This window comes from Streptomyces sp. NPDC127197 (assembly GCF_042672405.1).
GTDB lineage: Bacteria > Actinomycetota > Actinomycetes > Streptomycetales > Streptomycetaceae > Streptomyces > Streptomyces flavusporus.
Map to the genome: position 1 here is coordinate 246,705 of NZ_JBHXVG010000008.1, position 24,186 is coordinate 270,890.

Below are 24,186 nucleotides of genomic sequence, written 5' to 3' on the forward strand. Positions count from 1 at the left end.
CAATGGGTTGGACAGGACTTTCGGTCGGCGCCGGTCGTTTCGGGGTGGACTACGGTCGCCGTATCGCATGACGCGGACAGTTCCGAGCGCGTAACCTCGGACAAGCTGCCGAACGGCGGTGAGAAGGGGGTCCGATGGGCATCGCGGGCGCGCCGGCGCTGGATCCCGCCGTGTTCGTCGGCGAGCTGTACGGCTCCTTCATCTGGATCCCGACGGCGGTCCTGGTCGCCGCTCTCGCCATCAAGTTGCCGACCATCATCCGGCTCTGGAAGGACCCACTGCTGCGCGCGGTCGGCGGGCTGTTGCTGCTCGCCTGCTGTGTGTTCGTGTTCGTGGCGCCGGCCACGATCGCCTGGGTCAACCGGATCACGGGCGTCCCCAACATCTCCGCGCCCTGGGTGTACTCGCTGCTCACCGCATTCTGCGGATCCTGCCTGCTGCTGATCATCGCCTGGCGCAACGGCCTGTCCGACCGGTCGGCCTCGACGCGCCGCGCCATGCGGTGGGTCATCACCCTGTACTCGGGCGTGATCGTCGCGCTGTGGGTGCTGTTCGCCCTCGCGGACGCCCCGGTGGAACGGGTACGGGACCTGGACACGTACTACGCCAACACGCCGTTCATGCGCGAGATGACGGTGCTCTATCTGGTCGCACACTGTGTCGCCGTCCTGATCACCTCCAAGCTGATCTGGAACTGGGTCCGCACCGACGGACTCGACGCCTGGCTGCGCTGGGGCCTGACCTCCCTCGGGGCCGGCTATGCGATGAACCTGATGTTCGACGCGGCCAAGTTCACCGCCGTGGCGGCCCGTTGGAGCGGGCACGACCTCGACTGGCTCAACACCGGCGTCGCACCGCCGATCGCCTGTCTGTCCGCCATCCTGATCGCGGTCGGCTTCATCCTGCCGCACAGCGGCCAGTATCTGCACGACCGCTGGCGGGTCCGGCTCGCCCACCATGAACTGCGGCCCCTGTACCTGCTGATGCGCTCCGTGAACGGCCCCGGCGTGCCCTTCGTGCTGCACTCCACCCAGGAACTGCGCCTGATCCGCCGGGAGACGTTCATCCGCGACGTGCTGCTGCCGCTGGCCCGGCACATCGACGCGGACCAGCAGCGCAGGGCGTACGACGCGGCGCTCGCCCTCGGCCTCGATCCCGGCCCGGCGAAGGCCTGCGCCGCCGCCGTGATGATCCAGGACGCCGTCGACGCCAGACGGCGCTCCCCGGACACCACCGGCACCGGCGACCAGGACACCACGGATCTGCTCCAGGAGATCTACGCCGTGTCCCGCGCCCTGCGCCGCCCCGATGTCCTGGCGGCGGTACGCGCCCGCACGGCCCCCGCACGGAGCGTGCCCGTCCATGAGTGACCCCACCGCCCTCGAGACGCCGAACGACGAGACAACCCCGGGGAAGAATGGTGCGTACGAAGAAGGAGATGCGGCGGCTCGCCGACGCCCTCATCGCCCCGATCCAGGTTCCCGTCCCGGCCGACCCCGAGGCGCTGCTGGCCGCGCTCGTCGCATCCGTCAGTGAGTGGCGGGGCCGCGAAGTCGTCCTGCACCGGGAGGTCTTCCCGCCCCACACCGCCAGCGGGCTGTGGCTGAACCGTGAGACGCGGGACGACATCGTCGTCGACAAGCGGGCCGCCGTATGGCACCAGATCGTGATCTTCTGTCACGAGGTGTGGCACATGAGCCGGGAGCAGTCGGAGACGTCGCATGCCACAGCCGCCGACGGGCCCGCCGCGCTGCGGACCGACTTCTGCCTCGCCGACGAGCAGGAGGCCGACCGGTTCGGCATGCTGATGGGCCAGCGGCTGCGCGCCCTGATGGAAACACCGCCGGACCCCGCTCCCCCCGCCGACGGCGGCGCCGACCCGCAGGGGCTGGCCGGCCGGATAGGGGCCGCACTCAACTACCGCGGGAACCGCAGATGAGCGGCCTCGTCAACTACATCAGCTGCGGTGTGCTGTGGCTCGGCCTGGCGGTGAAGGCGCCGGACCTGATCCGCCACCGGCAGGACCCCTACCTGCGCGCGATCTGCGCGGTCCTGGGCCTGGCCGGCCTGTGCTTCTTCCTCGGTGCACCGCCCACCGTGGGGGCGATCAACCACGTCAGCGGCATCCCCAACCTCGCCGCGCCGATGACGTACGCGGCAATCACCGCGTACAGCGCCGCCTCCCAGGTGCTGATCGTGTGCTGGCGGGGCGGGCCGCAGGTTGCGGTGACCGCGCGCCGCTGGATCCTCGCCTACGCGCTCGTCGTCATCGGCATCGCCGTGTCGTTCGCCCTGGGTGACGCCCCCGTGGAGCGCCGCACCGACCTGGACACCTACTACGCGACGACGCCGTTCATCGCCGAGATGATCGTGCTGTACCTGGTCGGACACCTCACCGCCGTGAGCGTCACCACGGTCTCCTCGCTGCGCTGGGCCCGCCAGGTGCACGGCTGGCTGCGGGTCGGTCTGGTCACCCTGGGCGTGGGCACGCTGTGCGCGTCGGGGTACAGCCTGTCCAAGCTGGCCGCCGTCATCGGCCGCTGGTTCGGGCAGGACTGGACCGCACTCGACACGAACGTCTCCCTCGCGGCGGCCGGCCTGGGCGCGTTCGTCGTCTCCGCCGGCATCCTGATCCCGCTGGCCGGGCCCGGGCTGACGCGGTGGCTGCTGTCCTGGCGGACGTACGCGCGCCTCGCCCCGCTGGAGCGCGAACTGGACGACGTCCTCACCCGCCGCTCGCTGCGACTGGCCCGGCCACGCTGGGCCTCCCCCACCACCCGGCTGATGTGGCGCCAGACCAGCATCCACAACGCGCTGAGCTACCTGGACGCGTTCTACGACCGGGTCCTGTACGACCGTACGCTCGACGCCGAACTGCGGGCGACGGGCGACCCGGAGCGGGCCGAGGCCACCGCATGGGCCGCGGTCATCGCCGCGGCCGCCCGGGAGGAACGTGACAGCGTCGCCGTATCGGCGGACGAGGCGGACCGGCTGCCGGTCGAGGTGCCCGGCCCGGCAGCCCTCGTGCCCATCGCCGAGGCACTGGCGGGTTCCCCGGCCGTCGCCGCCGCCCGGATCAGCCGCAGGGCGGCCACGAGGGGGCGGGCATGAGCCTCGTCGTGTATCTGGCGGCCGGCCTGCTGGGGCTGTCCTTCGCCGTGCTGTTCCGGCGGCCGCGCACCACCGTACGCAACCCGCTGACCGTGTCCACGTGCGTGGCCATCGCACTCGGCGCGCTCGTCTTCGTCTGCTCTGCACCGCTGACCCTGGAAGTCGTCAACGACCTGACCGGCATCACCAACTTCGGTGCGCCGCTGACGTACGGACTGATCTCCGCGTACAGCTGCTCCCTGGTCATCCTGCTGATCCACTGGCGGGGCGGCCCCCGTGAGCGGATCCGGCGCATGGTCGCCCGCAGTGTCACCGCCTACGCCGCGCTGATCGTCGCCATCGTCGTGATGTTCGTGCTCGCCGACGCGGACACCGAGCGGCTGTCCGACCTCGACACGTACTACGCCAACACGCCGTTCATGCGCGAGATGACGGTGCTCTACCTGGTCGGGCACAGCGTCGCGACCGTGGTGATGTGCGCGCTGTGCCTGAAGTGGATGCGCGAGGTCACCGGGCTGCTCAGGACCGGCCTGCAGCTGATCATGGTCGGCGCGGCGCTGGATGTGCTGGGGTTCCAGCTGACCAAGTACACGGCCGTGGTGGCGCGTTGGGCGGGTGGTGACCTCGACTTCCTGTCCACGGTCGTCGCCCCGCCGATGGCCTCGCTCGCCGCGCTGGTCTGTTCCGCGGGCTTCATGCTGCCGAGGCTGCTGCCGCCGGCCGTCGACCACTGGCGTTGTCTGGGCGACTACCGCAGGCTCGGCCCGCTGTGGTCACGGGTGCGGTTCGTGTCCACCGCGCCGAAGTCGCCCGACAGTTGGTGGCAGCTGCCCCGGGAGCGGCTGCACTGGCGGGAGATGTCCATCCACGACGCGCTGCTGGCCCTGGCCCCCTACTTCGACGACCGGGTGCGCGAGCGGGCCCGGGACGCCGTCCTGCGTGAGAACCGCTGCGCGCACGAGGCCCGCTTGGTCGCGGAGGCCGCGATGGTCGACGACGCCGCGCGCCGTGCCGCCGCCGGCGAGCAGCCCCTCGACCGGCCGAGCACTTATCGGCTCTACGCCACCGAAGTCTCCGACACGAGCGGGCTGGTGGAGCTGGCGCAGGTCCTGACGCGCTCGCCGGTGGTCGCCGTGCGCGAAGGTACGGTGAGCACCTCGCATGGCTTGAACCATGGCTGAATCCAAGGAGTCTCATGTCGCGTAGAGCTGTTGTCATCGGTGCCGGCCTGGCCGGCATGCTGGCCGCGGCGGCGTTGTCCACCGTCGTGGACGAGGTGATCGTGCTGGAACGCGACGACCTGCCCGAGGGACCGGAACACCGCAAGGGACTCCCGCAGGGGCGTCACGCCCACCTTCTGATGGCCGGGGGTATGGCCGCCATGGAGGAGCTGGTGCCGGGCGCCCGGCTGCGCAAGGACCTGCTCACCGCGGGCGCCCACGAGATATCCCTCGGCCGGGGCATGGTGGCCCTCACGCCCGAGGGCTGGCTCCGGCGCTGGTGGCACGAGGGGCCCCAGATGATCACGTGCACGCGGGCGCTGCTGGACTGGACGGTGCGCGAGGCGGTCGTCACCGGAACCCCGGTCGAGATCCGCAAGGGGCAGGTCCTCGAACTCATCGGCAGCGACAGGCGTGTTCACGGTGTCCGTGTGTCAACACCCGAGGGTGACACGGACCTTGACGCCGCGCTCGTCGTCGAGGCGAGCGGACGGGGGACGCGTGTCATCAAGTGGCTGGAGCTGCTGGGCATTTCCGGCATCCGGGAGACATCCGTCGACTCCGGTCTCGTCAACGCCACCCGCATCTACCGCACGCCGCCGGGCGCCGAGGGGTTCCCGCTCACGATGGTGCAGGCCGACCCCTACGCGTCCCGGCCGGGCCGCAGCGGGATGGTCCTGCCCATCGAGGGCGACCGCTGGATGGTCAGCCTCGCCGGCACCCGGGGTGGCGAGCCGCCCGCCGACCCCGACGGCTTCCTCCAGTACACCCTCGACCTGCCCGACCCCATCGTGGGCCGGCTGATCTCCGGCGCCGAACCACTCACCGACGTCCACATCGGGCGCAGCACCAGCAACGTCCGACGGTATCTGGAGAAGGCCCGGCAGTGGCCCGAGGGCTTCGTCGTCCTCGGTGACGCGGTGGCCACCTTCAACCCGGCCTACGGGCAGGGCATGTCGGTGGCCGCGCTCGGCGCCCAGCTCCTCGCCCGCGAGCTCCGGCGCGACGGACCGGCCGCACCCGGACTGGCCCGCCGCGTGCAGCGCGGTGCCGCCGGGACGGTTGACGCGGCGTGGACCCTGGCCGTCAGCCAGGACGTCTGGTATCCGGGAACACGCGGCGGCCGACCCGGCACCGCGGACCGTCTGGCCGCCGGGTACACCCGCCGGCTGACAAGAGCGGCCACCGGCTCCTACGCGGCGGCCTCCGCCCTGTGGGACGTGACCAGCCTGACCGCCGGCCCGACCCGTCTCTTCCGTCCGAACGCCCTCCTGGCCGCCCTCACGGGTCCGTCTCTGCCCGCCCCTGCGGGACCGCCGCTGACGGCGAAGGAGCGGGAGGTTCTGCGGGGGTTGGATCGGACGGGGCGGTAGGCGGGTCGCTGATCGGACGGGGGTGGGTCGCGCAGCCCGGCGTTGGCGGGGTACCGCCGCGCCCACCCGTGCCGCCCCGGGCGGCACGAATGCCCGCGGTAGCGTCCTATCCGGTGAACGCCGGTTGCCTCAACCCCATTCCTGCCCCCGGTATGACCAGCACCGACCCCGAAAGCGGCGTCGGTGTATCCAGCCCCGTCCGTGCCGTCGTGATGTACAGGTCCGTCAGGTTCGGGCCGCCGAAGGTGCAGGCTGTCGGGCGGGGGACCGGGAGGTTGATCACTCGGTCCAGCTTGCCCGTCGGGGTGTAGCGGCGTATCGCTGCCCCGTCCCACAGGGCCACCCATACGCAGCCGTCCGCGTCGACCGTCAGGCCGTCGGGGAAGCCGGCGCCCTCCTCGATCTCCGCCAGGGGGCGCCGGTTCGTCACGCCGCCGTCCGCGTGGTCGAAGACGTCGACGCGGCGGGTCGGTGAGTCGACGTAGTACATCAACCGCCCGTCGGGGCTCCACCCCGTGCCGTTGCTCACGGCCACGTCGTCGAGGACGACGTCGGCCGAGCCGTCACCGGTGATCCGGGACAGGGTGCCGCCGCTGGGAGCCTCGTCGTAGCGCATCGTGCCCGCCCACAGTGTGCCGTCGGGGGCGACGGCGGCGTCGTTGGCGCGGCGGCCGGGGACGGGGTCGTGGTGGAGCCAGCGGAAGGAGCCGTCCGGGTCGAGGAGGCCGACTCCGTCGCGGAGGTTGAGGACCAGGCCGCCGTTCGTGCGGGGCTTGGCCGCGCCGACGTGCTGCGGGGTCGAGCGGGCCGTCCGGACGCCCGAGGAGGGGTCGTAGGTGTGGAGCCGGGAGCCGAGGATGTCGATCCAGATCAGGCGTCCGGTCGCCGGGTCCCACGTCGGGCCCTCGCCGAGCGTCGCCTCTGCACGTACCGCCACCTCGTACGTCATGCCACGCTCCGGTGGCCGAGGCGTTCGGAGAGCTCCGCGGCACCCTTGACGGCGAGCTGCTCCAGTTCGGCGCGGCGCTCGTCGCTCCAGCGGATCATGGGCACGGAGATGGACAGCGCGGCCACCACCTTGCCGGTGCGGTCGCGCACCGGGGCGGCCACGCAGCTGACGTCCGGGTTGGACTCGCGGCTCTCCACGGCGATCTGCCGCTGCCGGATCCCGGCCAGGGCCTCGCGCAGGGCCGCCGGGTCGGTGATGCTGTTCGGGGTCATCGCGACCAGGTCGGCGTCGTCCGGGATGCGTGCGGTCAGCTCCGGCTCGGGCAGCGAGGCCAGCAGCATCTTGCCGACGGACGTGCAGTGGGCGGGGAGGCGACGTCCCGCCGCCGACACCATGCGCACCGCGTGGGTGGAGTCGACCTTGGCGATGTAGATGACGTCGGTGCCCTCGAGGATGGCCACGTGCACGGTCTCGTCGCACGTCTCGGCGACGGACCGGGCGACCTGCTGGCCCTCGGCGGCGAGGTCGAGCTGTTCGGCGTAGCGGCTGCCGAGCTGGTACGGGCGTACGCCCAGTCGGTAGCGTCCCGGCTGGCCGGGCACCTGGACGATGTACGACCTGGCGGCGAGGGTGGTCACCAGTTCGTGCACGGTGGTGCGCGGAAGCTGTAGCTTGCGCACGATGTCGGGGGCGGAGAGTGTGCCGTCCCCGTCGAGGAAGAGCTCCAGGATGTCGAGAGCCCGGGTCACGGCAGGTACGAGGCGTCCCACGACCGGCCCCCTCCCTTGCGTCTGAGACTTGCGTCTGCGGCTGCGTTCGAAATTTCAACTGTCGATCGGAATGGCGAACACAGGCTACTCATGGAGTGTTTGCCTGGGCAATGGGCCTGCACCGGCCGGATGTGCAGGTCGCCGCGCTCAGGGCTCGTGCAGATGCCCGAACGCCGTGCGCAGCAGCTCGTCCGCCAGGGCCGGTGTGCGTTCCTCCTCCGGCAGGGCGGTGTACGCGAAGAGGGCGGAGCGCATCGCACCGACGGCGGCCCGGGCCAGTACGGCCGCCCGCAGCGGCGTGGCCGCGTCGGGATCGTGCTCGGCGAGCCGCTCCCGCAGGGCCTCGGCGAGACCGTCCTCGAACTGGCTGAGCACCGGCAGGAACTGGCGCACCGGCTGGCCGGGGAAGCGCTGCGGCGGCCCGCTGAACATCAGGCCGGGGCCGCCGTCGGCGATGAGGTCGAGGGAAGCGCCCAGGACGGCGGCGTACGGGTCCTCGTCGGCGGGGCGGGCGGCCACCTGGGCCTGCATGACCGGGATGAGGTCCAGGACCTCGTCGAGGACCAGGTCCTCCTTGGAGGGGAAGTAGCGGAAGAAGGTCCGCTCGGTGACCCCGGCGGCCGCCGCGATGTCCCGCACGGTGGTCTGCGCATAGCCGCGTTCCTCGAACATGCGGTGGGCGGCCTCCTGGAGGGCCTTGCGCGTCGCCGCCTTGTGCGCCTCGCGACGCCCGCGCGGCGCCGCGGAGGGGGTGTCGAGGGTTGCCATGTGAGGAGTATCGCAGGCGGAAAACCGACGGTACAGAATCTGTCAGTCATGACACCTTCGCTATGCTGTCAGTCATGACACTTTTTCGGAGGGGGCGTGTGTTCCGGGGGCGGGTGTCCCGCAGAGCCCGCCTGATCACCCTGGGCGTGGTCGGCGCGGTGCTGGCCGCCGGGGGTGTCGCGGAGGCGGTGGCACGTCACCAGGCGGCCGACCGGCTCGCGGACCGCATGGAGCGCCGGCTGCACACCGGGCTGGACGTGGGCTTCGGACCGACGCCGGTGATGCTGCAACTGGCCCGCGGGTCCTTCTCCCACGTGGAGGTCTCCGGTGAGGGCGCGACGTTCCGCCGGTTCTCCGGGGTCGACCTGCACGCCGAACTGGCCGATGTGGTCCGCACCGGCGACGGACTGTCGGTGGCCGACACCCGGGTGAGCGCCGAGCTGACGGACGCCGCGCTCGCCGACGCCGTCGCCACGATGACCGGGGGTGCACTGGGCGCTGCGGCGGTGACCACCGATCCGGACAGCGGCGAACTGGTCGTGCAGGCCGGGCCGGCCGGGCGGATCTCCATCGGTTTCCGGCCGGTCCTCGAGAAGGAGGGCATCCGGTTCGAACGCACCACGGTGCGCATCGGCGAACGCATCGTTCCCGACGCCCTCGCCGGCCAGCTGCTCGGGGACACCCCGCAGGAGCTGGACCTGTCCGGACTGCCCCTCGACCTGGAGCCGGAGCGGCTCGCGGTCACCGCCGACGGACTGCGCCTGGAACTGACGGGAGGCAGCACGACCGTGAAGGCCTGACCCGCTCCGCCCGACAGACGCCCCGGCCCACCGACACCCGTCCGTCTTCGGCCCCCCATCGCACAAGCCACTACTGCACGAGGAGCATCTCCGTGGCGACATGGCTCTATCGGCTCGGTCTCGGCGCCTACCGCCGACGGCGGCTCGTCCTGGCGGCCTGGCTGGCCGTACTGGCGGGCGCCGTCTGCGCGCTGGTCGTCGTGGGCGGCAAGCTCGACAACGAGTTCACCATTCCCGGCTCCGAATCCCAGCAGGCGCAGGACACGATGGCCGAGGACTTCCCGGCGGCCGCGGGCACCAGCGCCCAGATCGTGTTCACCGCGCCCGACGGCGCAAAAGTCACCGATCCGCAGGCCGCCCAGGGCATCCAGCGGACACTGACCGCCGCGCAGGACGCCCCGCAGGTCGCCGCCGTGATCCCGCCCGACAAGGCCGGCACCGTGACCCCCGACGGGCGCACCGCGCTCGCCCAGGTCAACTACGACGTCAGCCGCTCCGACCTGGACGACGGCGCGCTCGACTCGCTGGAGGAGACCACCAAGGCCGCCGAGGAGGCGGGGCTGGAGGTCTCCGTCGGCGGTCAGGCGTACGGCAACGGCGTGCTCACCCCGAGCGTCCTCGAACTGCTCGGCGTGGTGGTCGCGTTGGCCGTGCTCGCCATCACCTTCGGCTCGCTGCTCGCCGCCGGGATGCCGCTGCTGACCGCCTTCGTCGGCGTCGGCACCGGGCTCGCCGGACTGCTGGCGGTGTCCTCGGGGGTGACGGTGTCGTCGACCGCGCTGAGCCTCGCGCTGATGCTCGGGCTGGCGGTGGGCATCGACTACGCGCTCTTCGTGCTGTCCCGGCACCGGACGCAGCTCGCCCAGGGAATGGAACCGCGCGAGTCGGCGGGACGGGCGGTCGGTACGGCGGGCAGCGCGGTGGTCTTCGCCGGGACGACGGTCGTCATCGCGCTGGTCGGGCTGCTCGTGGTGCGTATCCCGTTCCTGACGGTCATGGGTCTGAGTGCGGCGGCGACGGTGCTCATCGCCGTGCTGGTCGCGGTGACGCTGCTGCCGGCGCTGTTCGGCCTCGCGGGGGCACGGCTCGCGCCCCGGCCGGGGTCACGGGCCGCGCGGCGGGCGGCGGTTGCCGCGGGGGAGGTTCCTGCGGGGAGTACAGAAAAAGCCACGGAGAAGGCCACGGAAGAAGTCGCGGAGGAAGCCACGGAGAAGGCCGCAGCAAAGGCTTCCGTCATGGGGCAGCGCTGGGCCCGGCTCGTCAGCCGGCGCCCGCTGCTCGTCGTCGTCGGCACCGTCGCCGCCCTGGTGACCCTGGCGCTGCCCGCCGCCGATCTGCGGCTGGCGCTGCCCGACAACGGCACGGCGGCGCACGGGACGTCGCAGCGCGAGACGTACGACACCGTCGACGAGGCGTTCGGGCCCGGCTTCAACGGGCCGCTGCTCGTGCTCGCCGAGGCGGACGCCCAGGGGCAGGCCGGGCAGCAGCAGGCGGCCGCGGTGGCCGGACGGCTGCAGGAGCTGCCGGGCGTGGTCAAGGTCGGTCAGCCGCAGTACGCGCCGGAGTCCGGGCGGGCGGTGATCCAGGTCGTGCCGGAGGGCGGACCGCAGGACGAGTCCACGCAGGACCTGGTGGACGCCATCCGCGGCGACGCGGCCGTCATCGAGCGGGAGACCGGCGCCGCCGTGTCCGTCACCGGCACCACGGCGATCGGCATCGACGTCTCCGACCGGCTGACCGCGTCACTGCTGCCGTTCGCGGCCGTCGTCGTCGGGCTCTGTCTGATTCTTCTGCTGCTGGTCTTCCGCTCGCTGGTCGTGCCGGTCAAGGCGACCGTCGGGTTCCTGCTGTCGGTGGCGGCGTCCTTCGGTGCGGTCGTGGCGGTGTTCCAATGGGGCTGGCTCGCCGACGCGCTGGGGGTGGCCCGGACCGGTCCCGTCGTCAGCTTCCTGCCGATCGTGCTGATGGCCGTGCTCTTCGGGCTGGCGATGGACTACGAGGTCTTCCTGGTGTCCAGCATGCGCGAGGAGTGGGTGCGCACCGGCCGGGCCAGGGACGCGGTGATCGACGGGGCCGGGCATGCCTCGCGGGTGGTGACGGCGGCGGCGCTCATCATGTTCTTCGTCTTCGCCAGCTTCGTGACGACGGAGGACGCCATCGTCAAACCCATCGCGTTCTCACTGGCGTTCGGTGTGCTGGTGGACGCCTTCGTCGTACGGATGACCCTGGTGCCGGCGGTGCTGGCGATGGTGGGACGCGGCGCCTGGTGGCTGCCGCGCGGGCTGGACCGGCTGCTGCCCGACCTGGACATCGAGGGCGCCCGGCTGCACGAACCACCCCGGGCGGAACCCGCACGGCCGCTGACCGAAATCAACGCAAGTTCTGGCTGAATTACCCGGGGCTCGATTCCGGACACCGAAACCGAACAGAAAAACACGACACCAGCCTGCCTCTCGGGTTCACCGAGAGGCAGGCTGGCGTTTTTCAGCCGCTAATTGTTACCGACGAGGAAATTAACCCCGGAATATTTGATTCCGCCGGAAGCCCTGTGTTTGACTGAGGGCACCGAATCGACATCCGGTTCGAGCGGGGGAGAGCAGACCACTCTTTCTTTCATCTTCCGTGCGCCGTTTCGGCGTATCTTCATATGGACGTTCTGGCCTGCGCAAAGGCGCCCGGGTCGGATTCCATCAGCACGCACGATTCCCTCTCTCCCGCCGTCGGCCCGACGCGGCCGTTTCCGCTGCCCAAAAGCAAAGGGATTACGCATGCAGCTCGAAGAGAAAATCGCCCCTGCCCGCCGGGGGCTGCGCGCCGCCGCACGCCCCGTCATCACCGGCTCCTCTCATTCCTTTCCGGGCACCCGGAGCAGCCAGGACGACCTGTGGCAGGAATTTTTCCTGGGCCACTACGACGGTTTTCCGCTGGCCCGCCGGATATTCGAGAATTCCGGAATCAGCTCCCGCTCCACGGCCGTGGACCCGCGCGCCGAGAAGGAAGTGTCCGGCTGGAGCACCGGACAGCGCATGGAGCGCTACATCGAGGAGGCCGTGCCCCTCGGCAAGCGCACCGTCGCCGACGCCCTGGAGTCCGCGGGTCTGGCCCCGTCGGACGTGGGCCTGCTCGCCGTGGCCTCCTGTACCGGCTACACCACGCCCGGCCTCGACCTGAGGCTCGCGGACGAGCTGGGCATGTCCAGCAAGGTCCAGCGGCTGTTCATCGGCCACATGGGCTGCTACGCCGCCGTCCCGTCGCTCGGTGCCGTCTCCGACTTCGTCGCCTCGCGCGGCCGGCCGGCGGTGCTGCTGTGCCTGGAACTGACCTCGCTGCACGTCCAGCCGCCCACCCGGGACATCGAACAGATCGTGGCGCACGCGCTGTTCGCGGACGCCGCCGCGGCCGTCGTCCTCGAGCCCGACGCCGACAGCGGCTACGAGGTGATCGACGTCGTCGCGGTCACCGACCACAGCACCGCCGACCACATGAGCTGGCAGATCACCGACCTCGGCTTCAAGATGGGCCTCTCGCCGAAGGTCCCCGACGTGCTCGCCCAGCACGTCGGCGAGGTGGTCCGCGACCAGCTGCTCGCCCCGCACGGGCTCACGCCCGAGGAGGTCACCGGCTGGGCCGTGCACCCGGGCGGCAAGCGCATCCTCGAGGTCGTCGGTGAGCGGCTCGAGCTGCCCGCCGGCGCGCTGGACGCCTCGTACGGCGTCCTCGACGAGTGCGGCAACTGCTCCTCGCCCACCGTCCTCATGGTCCTCCAGCGCCTGCCCCGCACCGACGGCCCGGTGGTCGCCATGGCCTTCGGCCCCGGCCTCACGCTGTACGCGGCCCTGCTGCGCCGGTCCTGACACCGGCCGGGCCGCGCCACGGCCCCACACCGTCGGCCCGCCCGAAGCACCTTCCAGCACGACCCCACGGACACCGCCCAAGGACGCACGGAAGGAACAGCTGCGCCATGCCCAACCCGACCTCACCGGGCCAGGTCTTCGTCACCGGCACCGGACGCTGCGGCTCGACCCTGGTCTCCGAGCTGCTGCGCGAGCACCCGCAGGTCCTCAGCCTGTCGGAGCTCTTCAACCACCTCACGGACATGTACCGGATCACCGCCCGGGTCTTCCCCGAAGGCCTCCTCACGGCCGCGGAGTTCTGGGACGTCCTGTCCTCCCGCAACACCGTCAACCGACTCCTGACCGCCCACGGACTGGCCCCCAGGGAAGTCCTCTACCGCCCCTCGGCGACCAGCCGCTTCCAGGCCGACACCGGCATCCCGGCCGTCCTGCTGACCACCCTCCCCCACCTCACCGACACCCCCGACGAGCTGTACGGCGAACTCGAAGCGGCCGTCGCCGAGTTCCCGGACGCCGGTGTCGGCGAGCACTACCACCGCCTGTTCGCCTGGCTGTGCGCCCGCTTCGGCAAGACCCTGTGGGCCGAGCGCAGCGGCGGCTCGCTGATCCTCGCCGGGCAGTTCCGCGAGCACTTCCCCGACGCCCGCTATCTGCACATCGTGCGCGACGGCCGGGACACCGCGCTGTCCATGAGCCGCCACACCGGCTTCCGTATGGCCGCGGTGGTGATGGCGCTGCATCTCACCCTCGGCCACGACCCGTACGCCGAGGAGCAGTCCGCCGACACCGAACGCGATCTCGGGTTCGTACCGGACGAGCTGCTGCCGTTCCTGCCGGATCGTTTCGACGCCCGTGCCGTCCGCGACTACCGGCTCCCGGTCTCGCTGTTCGGCACGTACTGGGCGGACGAGATGAAGCGCGGCATGGAGGCGATGTCCGCGCTGCCGCAGGAGAACGTGCTGCACATCTGGTACGAGGACCTGCTGGCCGCGCCCGAGGAGTCCCTGCACCGCATCGGCGAGTTCCTCGGCGCGGACTTCGTGGACACCGACTGGGAGCGCCGGTGCGCGGCCAAGGTGGGCGCGCCCTCGTCGTCCTGGCGGGACCTGCCCGACGCCGAGCGCGAGGAGCTGGAGCAGGCGTGCGCCGCCGGGTTCTCCGTGCTCGCCGCGCACGGTGTCGTCCCCATGGCCGGTACGGCGGCAAGGAGCAGCGCATGAGGACCCCGCTGACCAAGGGCGCCACGGTGTGGCTGACCGGGCTGCCCAGCTCCGGCAAGACGACGCTGGCGCAGGCGCTGGCCAGCCGTCTCACCCGGGAGGGGCACCGGGTCGAGGTGCTCGACGGCGACGAGATACGTACGTTCCTCAGCGCCGGCCTCGGCTTCACCCGCGAGGACCGGGACACCAACGTGCAGCGCATCGGCCTGGTCGCCGAGGTGCTGGCACGCAACGGCATCCTGGTGCTGGTCCCGGTCATCGCGCCGTACGCCGACAGCCGCGAGGCGGTCCGCAAACGGCACGAGGCGAGCGGCACCCCGTATCTGGAGGTGCATGTCGCCACGCCGCTCCAGGTGTGCGCCGTACGCGATGTGAAGGGCCTGTACGCGCAGGCCCGCGCCGGGCGGCTGTCCGGGCTGACCGGCATCGACGATCCGTACGAGCCGCCGCAGTCACCGGACGCGAAGGTGGAGACGCAACTGCAGTCCGTCGGCGAGTCGGTGGACACCCTGCACGCGCTGATGGCGGAACGGGGGCTGCTGTGACTACCGTGGCCGCCCGCCTCGGGCACACCGACGTCCTGGAGTCGGAGGCGGCGTACATCTTCCGCGAGGTGGCCGGCGAGTTCGAGAAGCCGGTGCTGCTGTTCTCCGGCGGCAAGGACTCCGTCGTCATGCTGCATCTGGCGCTGAAGGCGTTCGCGCCGGCGCCGCTGCCGTTCGCGCTGCTGCATGTGGACACCGGGCACAACTTCCCGGAGGTGCTCGCCTACCGGGACCGTGTGGTGGCCGCACATGGGCTCACCCTCCATGTGGCGTCCGTACAGGACTACATCGACCGGGGTGTGCTGCGCGAACGTCCCGACGGCACCCGGAATCCGCTGCAGACGCTGCCGTTGCTGGAGGCGATCAGCGGCGGCGGGTTCGACGCGGTGTTCGGCGGCGGGCGGCGCGACGAGGAGAAGGCCCGCGCCAAGGAGCGGGTGTTCTCGCTGCGCGACGAGTTCGGTACGTGGGATCCACGCCGGCAGCGGCCCGAGCTGTGGCAGCTGTACAACGGCCGCCATCTGCCCGGCGAGCATGTGCGCGTCTTCCCGCTGTCCAACTGGACCGAGCTGGACGTGTGGCAGTACATCGCCCGCGAGGGCATCGAGCTGCCGTCCATCTACTTCGCGCACGACCGGGAGGTGTTCCTGCGCTCCGGCATGTGGCTGGCGCCGGGCGACTGGGGCGGCCCGAAGGACGGCGAGCCGGTGGAGAAGCGCCGGGTTCGCTACCGCACCGTCGGCGACATGTCCTGCACCGGAGCCGTGCTGTCCGAGGCGTCCGACGTCGACGAGGTGATCGTCGAGATCACCGCCTCCCGGCTCACCGAGCGCGGCGCCACCCGTGCCGACGACCGGCTGTCGGAGGCGGCGATGGAGGACCGCAAACGCGAGGGGTACTTCTGACATGACCGCGGACGTGACAGCTCTCGGCCACCCCCCGCTTTTCACCGCCGCCCTGATGATGCGCGGCATCTTCCAGGAAGCCAGGTCCCGGCTGACCGCCGGGACCGGCGCACAGGAGGGACACGCGAACCCCATGCCCACCACCCGGCACCGTGACGCCTCCGCCGCCCCCGCGGCCGAGGCGGACCTGCTCCGCTGGGCCACCGCCGGCTCGGTGGACGACGGCAAGTCCACCCTCGTAGGACGACTGCTGCACGACTCGAAGTCCGTCCTCGCCGACCAGCTGGAGGCCGTCGCCCGCGCGTCCTCCGGCGAGGGCCCCGACCTGGCCCTGCTCACCGACGGGCTGCGCGCCGAGCGCGAGCAGGGCATCACCATCGACGTCGCCTACCGCTACTTCGCCACCCCCAGGCGCCGGTTCATCCTCGCCGACACCCCGGGGCACGTGCAGTACACCCGCAACATGGTCACCGGCGCGTCCACGGCCACCCTGACGGTGATCCTCGTCGACGCCCGCAAGGGCGTGGTCGAGCAGACCCGGCGGCACGCGGCCGTGGCGGCGCTGCTGCGGGTGCCGCACGTGGTCCTCGCCGTCAACAAGATGGACCTCGTCGGCTACGAGCAGTCCGTGTTCGCGGACATCGCCGGGGAGTTCACCCGGCTCGCGACCGACCTCGGCATTACCGAGGTCACCGCGATCCCGATCTCCGCGCTCGCCGGTGACAACGTCGTCGAGCCGTCCACGCGCATGGACTGGTACGGCGGGCCGACCGTCCTCGCGCACCTGGAGAACGTGCCCGTCGCGGACGAGGTGACCGACGGACCCGCCCGCTTCCCGGTCCAGTACGTCATCCGCTCCGGTGACGTCCGCCTCTACGCGGGTCAGGTCGCCGCCGGAGTGCTGCGGGTCGGCGACAAGGTCACCGTGCTGCCGTCCGGGCGCACCACCACCGTCACCGGCATCGACGTGCTGGGCGCCCCGGCCGAGCTGGTCCGCTCACCGCAGTCCGGCGCGCTGCGGCTCGCCGACGACCTGGACGTCTCCAGAGGCGACCTGATCGTCCCGGCGGCGGCCCTGCCGACGCTGTCCCGGGACGTCGAGGCAGCCGTGTGCCATCTGCACGAACGCCCGCTCAGGCCCGGGGACCACGTGCTGCTGAAGCACACCACGCGCACCGTGCGCGCGGTGGTCCGCCGCATCCCGGGCCCGGGCCGGCTCGACCTGAACGAGATCGGCCAGGTCGCGCTGCGCACCGCCGAGCGGCTGGCGTTCGACCAGTACCAGGACAGCCGGCGCACCGGCTCCTTCGTGCTGATCGACCCGGCCGACGGCGCCACGCTGACCGCAGGCATGGTCGGCGCGACAGCTCCGGGGACCCCCGATGCGCCTGTCTGAGCGCAGCCCGGCGCCCAGCCGCTCCCGGCGTCCGCTCCGCGCGGCCCTCGCGCTGCTCCTGCTGCTGTTCCTGGCGGCGGGCTGCGGCTACGGGTCCCGGGCGCCGGAGGCGGCGGCCGCGCCGGCCGTCGGCACGGGCCCGCCGCTGTCGGCGGACGAGGTCTCCATCGGCTACTTCGCCAACGTCACGCACGCCACGCCGCTGGCCGGGGTGCAGAAGGGCTACTTCACCCGCGAGCTGGGCGGTACCCGGCTGCGCACGCAGGTCTTCAACGGCGGCCCGTCGGCGCTGGAGGCGCTCAACGCGGGCGCCGTGGACATCGCGTGGATGGGACCGTCGCCGGCCGTCAACGGCTTCCTGCGGTCCGAGGGCCGCGGCCTGAGGATCGTCTCGGGTGCCGCATCGGGCGGGGTCGCACTGGTCGTCGACGCCGACGCGAAGGTGCGCGGCACCGACATCCGCGGGCTCAGGATCGCGACGCCGGAGGCGGGCAACACCCAGGACGTCGCGCTGCTGCACTGGATCCGCGAGCAGGGCTGGGAGGTGGATCCGCGCACCGGGCGCGGTGACGTCACGGTGGTGCGGCAGTCGTCCAAGGAGATCCCGACCAGCTTCCGGCGGGGCGCGATCGACGGGGCGTGGGTACCGGAGCCGGTGGCCGCGCAGCTGGTCGCCGCCGGCGGGCGGGTGCTCGTCGACGAGTCGGACCTGTGGGACGGCGGCGCGTTCGTCACCGCACTGGTGGTGGTGTCCCCGTCGTTCCTCGCGGACCATCCGGACGTCGTCGATGCCGTGCTGCGCGGCTCGGTACGCACCAACGCCTGGCTGAAAAGCCATCCGGCCGAGGGCAAGACGGCCGTCAACAGCGCCATCGATGCGCTGACCGGACGGCCACTGGAGCGCGGGGTCCTCGACGCGGCCTGGCGGCACGTGAAACTCACCGACGACCCACTCGCCGCGACCCTCGCCGAGGAGGCCGACCGGGCCGACCGGCTCGGGCTCCTGCACGGCGCGGACGGCACGCAGGGCGGCGGTGCGCAGGCGGCCCTGCGCGGGATCTTCGACCTGCGCCCCCTCAACCGGGTCCTCGCCCAGCAGGGCGAGCCGACCGTGGACGACGCCGGGCTCGGCGTCGCCGACCGCGGCACCTGACCCCCGACACCGACCGGACTTCTTGGGCAGCACTGCCCGTACTGCAAAGGATTTGATCACATGTCAGAAACGGTGCTGCGGGCCGGCGCACCGGCCCGCCCGGTCGCCCTGGCCGAGGCGGAGCAACCGGCCGTACGGCTCACCCACGTCTCCAAGTGGTTCGACACCGCGGGACGGCGCCAGACGGTCCTGGACGACATCAGCCTGACCGTCGGCCGCGGCGAGTTCGTCTGCGTGCTCGGCGCTTCGGGCTGCGGCAAGTCCACGCTGCTGAACCTGGTGGCGGGCCTGGACCGGCCGTCCACGGGCGCCATCGAGGTCACCGGCGGCCGGCGGCCCGCCCTGATGTTCCAGGACCACGCCCTGTTCCCCTGGCTCACCGCCGGCCGGAACATCGAACTCGCCCTGCGGCTGCGCGGAGTGCCCCGGCGCGAGCGGCCCGAGGAGGCCCGCCGGCTCCTCGAGCTGGTCCGGCTGAAGGACGCCTACGGCAAGCGCATCCACGAACTGTCCGGCGGCATGCGCCAGCGCGTCGCCCTGGCCCGTGCCCTCGCCCAGGAGGGCGACGTGCTGCTGATGGACGAGCCGTTCGCCGCGCTCGACGCCATCACCCGGGACGTGCTCCACGAGGAGCTCACCCGCATCTGGTCCGAGAACAGGCTCTCCGTCGTCTTCGTCACCCACAACGTCCGCGAGGCGGTCCGGCTCGGCGAGCGGGTCGTGCTGCTGTCCTCCCGCCCCGGCCGGATCGCCCGCGAGTGGACCGACTCCGACCTCCCGGAGGCCGCACTGACGGCCCGGGTCACCGACGCACTGCGGGAGGAGATCCGACGCCATGGCCGCCGGTGAGACGGTCGCCACCCGGAAGGTCCAGGAGACCGCGGCCGTCGAGGCCGGCCTCGACGCGCTGGACAGCGCACCCGTAGGCCCCGCCCGGACACCCCTGCGCCAGATCCTGCGCGAGCGAGTACTGCCACCTGTGGCCGCCGTCGTCCTCGTCCTGCTCGCCTGGCAGGCCGCCTACGAGGCCGAGCTCAAACCGGACTACCTGCTGCCGTCGCCGGCCGACGTGTGGCGGGCGCTGTCCGACCAGTGGTACGAGGGCACGCTGTTCTCCACGGTGTGGACGAGCATGCAGCGCGGCGCCCTCGGGTTCGCCGCGGCCGTCGTCATCGGTACCGCGCTGGGGCTGCTGCTCGGCGCGGTGCGGTCACTGCGGGTCGGGATCGGGCCGGTGCTGTCGGGCCTTCAGTCGCTGCCGTCGGTGGCGTGGGTGCCGGCGGCGGTCGTGTGGTTCGGGCTCACCGACGCCACCATCTACGCGGTGATCCTGCTGGGCGCCGTACCGTCCATCGCGAACGGGCTGCTGGCGGGCGTCGACCAGGTGCCGCCGCTGTACCTGCGGGCGGGACGGGTACTGGGCGCCACCGGACCCGCCCGGGTCCGGCACGTCCTGCTGCCGGCCGCGCTGCCCGGCTACCTGGCCGGGCTCAAGCAGGGCTGGGCGTTCTCCTGGCGCTCCCTGATGGCCGCGGAACTCATCGCCAGCTCCCCGGAGTTGGGCCTGGGCCTGGGCCAACTCCTGGAAAACGCCCGCTCCTACCAGGACATGGCCCTGGTCCTCGCCACCATCGGCGAGATCCTCCTGGTCGGCATCGCGGTCGACCTACTGCTGTTCGCACCACTGGAGCGACGGGTATTGCGGTCGCGGGGGTTGGCGGGGGCGCGTGGGTAGCTGCGGGCAGTCGTGCCGCTGGGGCGGCACGAGTGGGCGCAGCGGCACCCCGCAGCGCCGGGCTGCGCAACCCCGGGCGCGAGCACCGGCGCCATCTGCTGTACTGACCCGGTGAGCGTGCCCTCGGGTTCGGGATCGTGGCTGCTGCGGCTGGCGCCGGACGCGGTGCCGCCGCAACCAGCGTGCTCGCCCGAGACGCTGGCCGCCGCCGAACACCCACTGGGCCCCGGCCCCGCCGGCTGGGCCCTCGAGGTCGCCCGGGACATGGCCGCACACATCGTGCGGCAGGTACCCGAGCACGGTGCGCCCGGTGCCGCTGTCCCCTTTCAGCGTGCTGTTGAGGCCACCGTCCTGACCGCCCTGACCGGCCTGCTCACCGAGCCGGAGCCGACCGCCGCCCTGGTCCCGCCGGAGGCCGTCGCGAGCAACGCCGAACTGGCCCGCCGTAACGTGCCGTTGGACCGCGTGCTGCGCGGCGTCCGGCTCGGGCACGCCTACCTGCACGGGCGGCTGATGGAGGCACTGGGCAAGGAACCGGAGGAGATCCGGGTCCAGGAAACGCATCGGGTCAGTGAGCTGCTGTTCGTGTACGCCGACGTCCAGGCCAGCCGACTCGCCGAGGAGTACGTCGCCGAGCGCGACCGCTGGCGGCGCGGCCGGGAGGCGGCCCGCCGCCGGATCGTGGACGAGCTGCTCGCCGGGCGCTTGGTCGGCGGCGCTGTCGCCGCCCGTACGCTCGGCTACGAACTCGCCCGGCATCATGTGGCGTTGATCGTCACGTCCGGTTCTCCCGACACCTCGACCGAGGAGCTGCGGCTGCTGGCCGCCGAGTTGTGCCGGGCGGCCGGCGCCGAGCAGCTGCTCAACGTGGCGGCGGGCAGCGCCGAGCTGTGGGCGTGGATGTGCTGGCCGTCCGAGCCGCGCCGCGACGTCCTGGCCCGGCTGCCCCGCCAGGTCCCCGAACGCCGGCCGCTGCGTGCCGCGCTCGGCCCGGTGGGCTACGCCACCGAGGGCTTCCGGCGCAGCCACCGCGGCGCCCGGGAGGCGGAACGGGTGGCCCGGCTGGGCCGTACGGGCTGGCTGTGCGACTACGCCGACGTGAGTACGGCGGCGCTGCTCACGGCCGACGTGGAGCATGCGCGGTGGTTTGCGGCGCGGGTTCTCGGGGCGCTGGGGGGTGATGATCCGCGGGTGCGGGAGCTGCGGGAGACGCTGCGGGTGTATCTCGCGGAGGGGCGGAGTCCGCAGGGGGCTGCGGAACGGTTGTTCGTTGCGCGGAACACGGTGACGTATCGGGTGCGGCGGGCGGTGGAGCTGCTGGGCCGTCCGCTGGACGCCGACGCCCTGGAGCTGCGGCTGGCGTTGGAGATCACCCGGCTGCTCGGACCCTTCTAACACATCCGGGTGGGGATGGGACGCGGGTCACAAAGACCGGTGGGATTTTGGGCCGCCGGCCCAAAGCCCAAGCCGTCCGGCCGCCGTTGACTGCTGAGGAGAACGCCCCGTTGTCACGCGCCCCCACCGCGTACCCGCCTCCCGTACCACCTCTTCACCCCCTTGGGATCCGCCATGCCCTCACGCCCCGACGCCCCCACCCGCCGGACGGTCCTGCGCACCGCCGCTGCCGCCTCCACACTCACCGCCGCTGCCGCCGTCCCCCTGCACCCCGCCCCCGCGAACGCCGCTCCCCAGCCGAGCCGCGGTACCGAGCTGGTCCTGCTCGGTACCAGCGGCGGTCCCGTCCCCATGCACGGTCGCGCCGGTATCGGGTCCGCGCTGGTCGTCGACGGCCGGGCCTACCTCGTGGACTGCGGCCCCGGCATCTTCGGCCGGTACGCGCAGGCCTGGCTGACGGCCGAGCAGCTCACGACGATCTTCGTCACCCACCTCCACTCCGACCATCTGTCGGACCTGTACGCCCTGTTGTGGCTGCGGTTCGGCGGGTACCAGCCGCTGGGCGATCCGGTCCACGTCTACGGGCCCGGTTCCGCGGGGAACCTCCCCGCCACTTGGCCGAAGGGCCGCTCGGTGCGGACCGTCTGCCCGTCGGAGCCCGCGCCCGGCACGGAGGACCTGATCGCCGGGCACATCGCCGCCACCGCGTACGACATCAACGTACGGATGCGCAGCGAGGGCTGGCCCGACATCCGCACGCTGATCCGGCCGCACGACGTGCGCTTCCCACTGCCGAAGGCGGCGGGGCCGCGCAAGCTGATGGCGCCGCCGATGGAGCCGTTCGAGGTGATGCGGGACGACCGGGTGCGGGTCACGGCGGTGCTGGTGGAGCATCCGCCGGTGTTCCCGTCGTTCGCCTACCGCTTCGACACCGCGGACGGGTCTGTCGTGTTCAGCGGCGACACCGCGCCGTGCGGGAACGTGGCGCGGCTGGCCCGGGGCGCGGACGTGCTGGTGCACGAGGTGATGGACCTGGAGACGCTGGCGCTGGGCGGGCTGAAGCCGGCGCAGCTGCGGCACATGGAGATCAGCCACACGGACGCGACCCGGGTGGGCCCGCTCGCCGAACGCGCCGGTGTGGGCACGCTGGTGCTGAGCCATCTGGTCCCGGGTGCCACGAACATCGTCGACGACTCGACCTGGCACACCAAGGCGAGCAAGGGCTACTCCGGCCGGGTGGTGGTGGGCCGCGACCTGGCCCGCCTGCCGGTGGGCGCCCGACGGGGCTGAGTGCGGCCCCGGCCGATCTCGCCTCGCAGGCGCTGGGCCCGCAGGACCAGTTCCAGTTCGAAGCGCCGGTCAGGGTCGTCGATCTCGTCGCCCCAGAGTTCGCGTATCTGCCGCAGCCGGTAGCGGACGGTCTGGGGATGGACGCCGAGTCGTGCCGCCACCTCCGGCGCGCCGCCCCTCGTCTCCAGCCACGCCAGTAACGTCTCCGCAAGTCTCCGCCCATGAGTGGGGCCGCAATGAGCCAACGGCGCCAGACAGCGCAGCGCCAGGTCGTCGATCAGTTCCTCCGGCTGGAGCAGGACGAGGGCCTCGGTGTGCTCGGTGCAGAACAGCACCTCACCGGCGGGCAGCAGCCGCCGCTCCATCAGGCGTACGGCGGCCTCGGCCCAGCGCAGCGACTTGGCGGCGTCGGCGAGCGGCACGGGCGGTCCGATCGCGCCCGCCCAGCCGCCCAGCGCCCGGTGCAGCAGTTCACCCCGGCCGGCGGCGTCCGGTTCGGGGACGACCATGCGGGGCTGCTCGTACTCCAGGTCGAGCAGCACGCCCTGCCCGACCGCCGGTGCCACCGCCTCGCGGGCCGGGCGCAGCAGCACCCCGACGGCGACCTTCTCGGGCAGCGTCCACCCGATCCGGGCGGCGCGTTCGGCGAGGGCGTCGGCGGGGTCGCCGCGGTGGCGTTCGGCGAGCAGCAGCTCCATCAGGCGGCGTTGCAGGCGCAGGCGTTCGCCGGCCTGGCGGGCGGCGGCCTCGGCGTAGCCGCGTACGGACTGGTCGACGAGGCCGTCGAGGTACTCGTAGCCGGCGTCGACGAGTTCGTACATCGCGGGCGGCGGGATGTCCACGCGCTGCCCGATGTCGGCGAACCGGCGCCAGGCCAGGCGTACGCCCATCCGGTAGATCGCCTGGAGGGAGTCAAGCGTGCGGCCGTTGTACCCCTCGCCGCGGCCGAAGTCCTGGAAGACGCCGGGCGGGACGGTGGGGCGGCCCGTGGAGTAGTCGGCGTGCTCCAGGTGCTGCACGAACACCTCGATGGCGCGGCGGATGCCGACCAGGGCCATCGGCTCGCCGCTCTCGTCCAGGACGACGGGCAGGTGCGGGTACTCGCGGCGGATCTCGCCGAGGATCTCCTCGGCCAGCGCGGGCGCCTCGGCCATGGCGATCGCCGCGAACCGGCGCACCTGGAGCCGGGGCACGTCGTGCCAGGCGGAACGGGCGGTGACCGCTGCCGGACGGGCGGCCACGGTCAGCTCCCCTGGCCCGCTTGCTCGTATGTGATCAAGGGCGTGTTGGGCTGCTCGGGTGTGGACTCGAGCAGCGCGACGATGCCGAACGCGGCGCCCACCGCGAGGGCGGCGGCGATCACGACGGTCACGGTGGCGGCGAGCAGTCTGGGCATGCGGGGTCTGCCTCTCTCGTCCAGAGTCCGGAGGTCGTCCCACCCCGGTGCCCCGCCCCTGCCGTTCGGAGCCCAGTCTCGACAGGGCGCTCACACGGCGTCAAGGGTGGGTATCGGCCGAGGCTCACTTTGTGACGTGACGTCAGCTACAACAAGCGCCGAAATTGTCATGCCGGTGAGTAGCCGTGGCGAACGCCTGGGCGAAAACTGTCCACCCACCCCGAGCACAACCCGTCCACAGCCCCCACGCAGGAACAGCACAGAGACTATTTCTTCCCGCACGTCCTTCCCCCCACGCTGAGTTCC

General features: G+C 72.1%; 22 protein-coding genes. 17 read left to right on the forward strand and 5 right to left on the reverse strand.

What is annotated here, in order from left to right:
• Positions 1-134: 134 nt before the first annotated feature.
• The 5 genes from ACFVJQ_RS15850 to ACFVJQ_RS15870 are packed head-to-tail and all read left to right on the forward strand — an operon-like array spanning position 135 to position 5,704.
• Positions 135-1,370 carry an MAB_1171c family putative transporter gene (locus tag ACFVJQ_RS15850; protein WP_385784221.1) on the forward strand — a complete coding sequence of 412 codons (1,236 nt, stop codon included), beginning with the start codon at positions 135-137 and terminating at the stop codon, positions 1,368-1,370.
• Positions 1,371-1,420: 50 nt separating this feature from the next.
• Positions 1,421-1,939: a toxin gene (locus ACFVJQ_RS15855; RefSeq protein WP_385513184.1), complete on the forward strand. Its 519-nt coding sequence runs from the start codon at positions 1,421-1,423 to the stop codon at positions 1,937-1,939.
• A complete protein-coding gene (locus ACFVJQ_RS15860) occupies positions 1,936-3,111 on the forward strand; it encodes an MAB_1171c family putative transporter (protein WP_385513117.1) in 1,176 nt (391 codons plus the stop codon). Before ACFVJQ_RS15855 ends, ACFVJQ_RS15860 begins: the two co-directional genes overlap by 4 nt.
• A complete protein-coding gene (locus ACFVJQ_RS15865) occupies positions 3,108-4,292 on the forward strand; it encodes an MAB_1171c family putative transporter (protein ID WP_385513116.1) in 1,185 nt (394 codons plus the stop codon). The genes ACFVJQ_RS15860 and ACFVJQ_RS15865 overlap by 4 nt, the downstream gene beginning before the upstream one ends.
• A gap of 14 nt (positions 4,293-4,306) precedes the next feature.
• Complete coding sequence (locus tag ACFVJQ_RS15870; protein WP_385513115.1) at positions 4,307-5,704, forward strand: FAD-dependent monooxygenase; 1,398 nt, start codon at positions 4,307-4,309, stop codon at positions 5,702-5,704.
• 106 nt (positions 5,705-5,810) lie between these two features.
• On the opposite strand, the gene ACFVJQ_RS15875 is transcribed toward ACFVJQ_RS15870, so the two are convergent.
• From ACFVJQ_RS15875 to ACFVJQ_RS15885, 3 genes are all read right to left on the reverse strand, one after another.
• Positions 5,811-6,653: an SMP-30/gluconolactonase/LRE family protein gene (locus ACFVJQ_RS15875; RefSeq protein WP_385784226.1), complete on the reverse strand. Its 843-nt coding sequence runs from the start codon at positions 6,651-6,653 to the stop codon at positions 5,811-5,813.
• The gene (locus ACFVJQ_RS15880; RefSeq protein WP_129800929.1) at positions 6,650-7,423 is read right to left on the reverse strand and encodes an IclR family transcriptional regulator; all 774 of its coding nucleotides are present in this window, start codon (positions 7,421-7,423) and stop codon (positions 6,650-6,652) included. Before ACFVJQ_RS15880 ends, ACFVJQ_RS15875 begins: the two co-directional genes overlap by 4 nt.
• A 147-nt stretch (positions 7,424-7,570) precedes the next feature.
• Positions 7,571-8,191, reverse strand: coding sequence for a TetR family transcriptional regulator (locus ACFVJQ_RS15885; protein WP_385513113.1), 621 nt, complete (start codon positions 8,189-8,191; stop codon positions 7,571-7,573).
• Positions 8,192-8,265: 74 nt separating this feature from the next.
• On the opposite strand from ACFVJQ_RS15885, the gene ACFVJQ_RS15890 reads away from it, so the two are divergent.
• The 12 genes from ACFVJQ_RS15890 (at position 8,266) to ACFVJQ_RS15945 (ending at position 22,484) form a co-directional block, all read left to right on the forward strand.
• Positions 8,266-8,991: a DUF2993 domain-containing protein gene (locus tag ACFVJQ_RS15890; protein ID WP_385513112.1), complete on the forward strand. Its 726-nt coding sequence runs from the start codon at positions 8,266-8,268 to the stop codon at positions 8,989-8,991.
• Positions 8,992-9,083: 92 nt separating this feature from the next.
• Positions 9,084-11,381 carry an MMPL family transporter gene (locus ACFVJQ_RS15895; protein ID WP_385784232.1) on the forward strand — a complete coding sequence of 766 codons (2,298 nt, stop codon included), beginning with the start codon at positions 9,084-9,086 and terminating at the stop codon, positions 11,379-11,381.
• A 378-nt stretch (positions 11,382-11,759) separates the two neighbouring features.
• Positions 11,760-12,845 (forward strand): type III polyketide synthase, encoded by a 1,086-nt coding sequence (locus ACFVJQ_RS15900; protein WP_385513110.1) that lies wholly within the window; start codon positions 11,760-11,762, stop codon positions 12,843-12,845.
• A 107-nt stretch (positions 12,846-12,952) separates the two neighbouring features.
• Complete coding sequence (locus tag ACFVJQ_RS15905; protein ID WP_385513109.1) at positions 12,953-14,065, forward strand: sulfotransferase; 1,113 nt, start codon at positions 12,953-12,955, stop codon at positions 14,063-14,065.
• An 8-nt stretch (positions 14,066-14,073) separates the two neighbouring features.
• On the forward strand, positions 14,074-14,610 hold the full coding sequence (gene cysC / locus ACFVJQ_RS15910; protein WP_385513183.1) for an adenylyl-sulfate kinase: 537 nt from the start codon (positions 14,074-14,076) through the stop codon (positions 14,608-14,610).
• Complete coding sequence (gene cysD, locus ACFVJQ_RS15915) at positions 14,607-15,515, forward strand: sulfate adenylyltransferase subunit CysD (protein ID WP_385784236.1); 909 nt, start codon at positions 14,607-14,609, stop codon at positions 15,513-15,515. The genes cysC and cysD overlap by 4 nt, the downstream gene beginning before the upstream one ends.
• A 133-nt stretch (positions 15,516-15,648) precedes the next feature.
• On the forward strand, positions 15,649-16,911 hold the full coding sequence (locus ACFVJQ_RS15920; protein WP_385513182.1) for a sulfate adenylyltransferase subunit 1: 1,263 nt from the start codon (positions 15,649-15,651) through the stop codon (positions 16,909-16,911).
• Complete coding sequence (locus ACFVJQ_RS15925) at positions 16,898-18,064, forward strand: ABC transporter substrate-binding protein (protein ID WP_385513107.1); 1,167 nt, start codon at positions 16,898-16,900, stop codon at positions 18,062-18,064. The genes ACFVJQ_RS15920 and ACFVJQ_RS15925 overlap by 14 nt, the downstream gene beginning before the upstream one ends.
• A 60-nt stretch (positions 18,065-18,124) precedes the next feature.
• Positions 18,125-18,913, forward strand: coding sequence for an ABC transporter ATP-binding protein (locus ACFVJQ_RS15930; RefSeq protein ID WP_385513106.1), 789 nt, complete (start codon positions 18,125-18,127; stop codon positions 18,911-18,913).
• On the forward strand, positions 18,900-19,799 hold the full coding sequence (locus tag ACFVJQ_RS15935; RefSeq protein WP_385513105.1) for an ABC transporter permease: 900 nt from the start codon (positions 18,900-18,902) through the stop codon (positions 19,797-19,799). The genes ACFVJQ_RS15930 and ACFVJQ_RS15935 overlap by 14 nt, the downstream gene beginning before the upstream one ends.
• Positions 19,800-19,910: 111 nt before the next feature.
• Positions 19,911-21,194, forward strand: a complete 1,284-nt coding sequence (locus ACFVJQ_RS15940; protein ID WP_385784241.1) for a PucR family transcriptional regulator — start codon at positions 19,911-19,913, stop codon at positions 21,192-21,194.
• 174 nt (positions 21,195-21,368) lie between these two features.
• The gene (locus ACFVJQ_RS15945) at positions 21,369-22,484 is read left to right on the forward strand and encodes an MBL fold metallo-hydrolase (protein WP_385784244.1); all 1,116 of its coding nucleotides are present in this window, start codon (positions 21,369-21,371) and stop codon (positions 22,482-22,484) included.
• On the opposite strand, the gene ACFVJQ_RS15950 is transcribed toward ACFVJQ_RS15945, so the two are convergent.
• Positions 22,418-23,725: a PucR family transcriptional regulator gene (locus tag ACFVJQ_RS15950; RefSeq protein ID WP_385513102.1), complete on the reverse strand. Its 1,308-nt coding sequence runs from the start codon at positions 23,723-23,725 to the stop codon at positions 22,418-22,420. The genes ACFVJQ_RS15945 and ACFVJQ_RS15950 overlap by 67 nt on opposite strands.
• A 2-nt stretch (positions 23,726-23,727) precedes the next feature.
• Positions 23,728-23,880: a hypothetical protein gene (locus tag ACFVJQ_RS15955; protein WP_385513101.1), complete on the reverse strand. Its 153-nt coding sequence runs from the start codon at positions 23,878-23,880 to the stop codon at positions 23,728-23,730.
• Positions 23,881-24,186: the final 306 nt, after the last annotated feature.